This is a genomic window from Candidatus Erwinia dacicola, assembly GCF_001756855.1.
GTDB lineage: Bacteria > Pseudomonadota > Gammaproteobacteria > Enterobacterales > Enterobacteriaceae > Erwinia > Erwinia dacicola.
Genome location: NZ_MAYS01000451.1, coordinates 1 through 2233 on the forward strand (window position 1 = coordinate 1; position 2233 = coordinate 2233).

Here is a 2233-nt window from a genome sequence, read left to right on the forward strand (position 1 = left end):
TCACGGTAGCCGTTACGGTAGGTCTCCCGCTCGTCACTGCGCTCATGAGGCTCTGCGTTGATGCGCTGAGTGACATCGGCCTCCATGATGCGGTTGAGCATAAATTCGGTGAGTTCACGCAGAAAGTCCTCGCCGCCGAGTTGCATCAGGGTGTTGCTGAATGTCATGCTGTTGTCGGCCATCGGTTGACTCCTTCTGAGATAATTGTCTAATTAACCATTACCTTACCGGATAAGCCAATGGCTCTCACCATCCTTCCAAATTTACACCACGTCCTAAGACTCTACCTGATTGCCGAGCAGCTGGATACGGGGACGCTGGTGGAAGTGTCGATACCGCTGCCTGCGTTCAAGCGCGCGCTGTACCGCATTCACTACCGCCTGTCGCTAATAATCCACTGCCGATCATGAAGCTAACTTATAACGTGGAGTTATCGCTATACCAAGATATTCATGTTGCTATAATCGCGCCTCATTTTTTGCAAGGCGCAGCGTTAAAACATGGATCATGACACAAAAATAACACAACCGCCTAGGTTAAGGCGTGAGCTTAAAGCTCGTCATTTAACGATGATCGCCATTGGCGGTTCAATTGGTACCGGCCTGTTTGTCGCCTCTGGCGCGACCATTTCGCAGGCTGGCCCGGGCGGGGCGCTACTCTCTTACTCGCTGATCGGCCTGATGGTTTACTTCCTGATGACCAGCCTCGGTGAGCTGGCGGCGTTTATGCCGGTTTCAGGCTCCTTCTCTACCTACGGCGCAAAATACGTCGAAGAGGGCTTCGGCTTTGCGCTGGGCTGGAACTACTGGTACAACTGGGCGGTGACCATCGCCGTTGACCTAGTCGCCTCACAGCTGGTGATGACTTGGTGGTTCCCAGATACCCCAAGCTGGATCTGGAGCGCACTTTTCCTCTGCCTGATCTTCCTGCTTAACTACATCTCGGTGAAAGGCTTCGGCGAAGCGGAATACTGGTTCTCGCTGATCAAGGTTGCCACCGTGATCATGTTTATTATTGTCGGTGTGGCGATGATCGTCGGCATTCTGCGCGGCGGTGAGAGCGCGGGCTGGCACAACTGGCAGATTGGCGATGCGCCGTTCTCCGGCGGGTTTGCCGCAATAATCGGCGTGGCGATGATTGTCGGCTTCTCTTTCCAGGGTACCGAGCTTATCGGCATCGCCGCCGGGGAATCGGAAGACCCGTCGAAGAACATTCCGCGCGCGGTGCGCCAGGTGTTCTGGCGTATCCTGCTATTCTACGTGTTAGCAATTCTGGTGATCAGCCTTATTATTCCGTACACCGATCCGAGCCTGCTGCGTAACGATGTGAAAGATATCAGCGTCAGCCCATTCACCCTGGTGTTCCAGAACGCAGGCCTGCTGTCCGCCGCGGCGGTGATGAATGCGGTGATCCTGACGGCGGTACTGTCGGCAGGTAACTCCGGGATGTACGCCTCAACGCGTATGCTGTACACCCTAGCGTCTGAAGGCAAAGCGCCGTGCATTTTCGCCAAACTGTCGAAAGGCGGCGTGCCACGTAACGCACTTTATGCCACCACCGTGGTCGCGGGCCTGTGCTTCCTGACCTCAATGTTTGATAATCAGACCGTCTACCTGTGGCTGCTGAATACCTCGGGCATGACCGGCTTTATCGCTTGGCTCGGTATTACTGTCAGCCACTACCGCTTCCGTCGCGGTTATGTGGCGCAGGGGCTCAATCGGGCCGATCTGCCTTACCGCTCCGGCTTCTTCCCGCTGGGGCCGATCTTCGCCTTTGTGCTGTGCCTGATTATTACCCTCGGCCAGAACTACCAAGCATTCCTGTCCGATACCATCGACTGGGGCGGCGTGGCGGCAACCTACATCGGTATCCCGCTGTTCCTGATTATCTGGTTCGGCTTTAGGCTGACGCGCAAAACTCGTTTCGTGAAGTACAGCGAGATGGAATTCCCGAAATTCGAGAAATAGATCGGGCGGAAATTTGATCTTGACCCGCCATCTCCGGACACCTTTTGTAGCTTAAGTTAATGATGCCCGCTGCCGCCGGTATTTCCTCGGGGAGTTATAACCCCGCGCGCTGTGCGGGTGGTTTTTATTGTAATGCGGTAAGCGTCACATCCAGATAGTATTGACGCTTATGCAGATGTGAGATCGGTTTTCCACGGCAGCAGATCGCGCAGCCGGTTTACACACATTCAGGCTTTCATCAGGAAAGAGCTTTCCATCCACACCTC

3 protein-coding genes are annotated in these 2233 nt (G+C 54.8%); 2 read left to right on the forward strand and 1 reads right to left on the reverse strand.

Annotated elements, in window-relative coordinates; translation table 11 throughout:
• A partial coding sequence (locus BBW68_RS12135) for a transposase (protein WP_186821247.1) occupies nt 1-182 on the reverse strand: 182 nt, incomplete at its 3' end.
• Between the two features lie 57 nt (nt 183-239).
• Here BBW68_RS12135 and BBW68_RS18020 point away from each other — a divergent pair.
• The gene (locus BBW68_RS18020) at nt 240-410 is read left to right on the forward strand and encodes a hypothetical protein (RefSeq protein ID WP_420835348.1); all 171 of its coding nucleotides are present in this window, start codon (nt 240-242) and stop codon (nt 408-410) included.
• Nucleotides 411-500: 90 nt separating this feature from the next.
• The gene (locus BBW68_RS12140; RefSeq protein ID WP_070135567.1) at nt 501-1967 is read left to right on the forward strand and encodes an amino acid permease; all 1467 of its coding nucleotides are present in this window, start codon (nt 501-503) and stop codon (nt 1965-1967) included.
• Nucleotides 1968-2233: the final 266 nt, after the last annotated feature.

Bases quoted from the DNA above. Each gene is read 5' to 3' on its own strand.
- BBW68_RS18020 (WP_420835348.1), top strand. From the start codon at position 240: ATGGCTCTCACCATCCTTCCAAATTTACACCACGTCCTAAGACTCTAC.
- BBW68_RS12140 (WP_070135567.1), top strand. From the start codon at position 501: ATGGATCATGACACAAAAATAACACAACCGCCTAGGTTAAGGCGTGAG.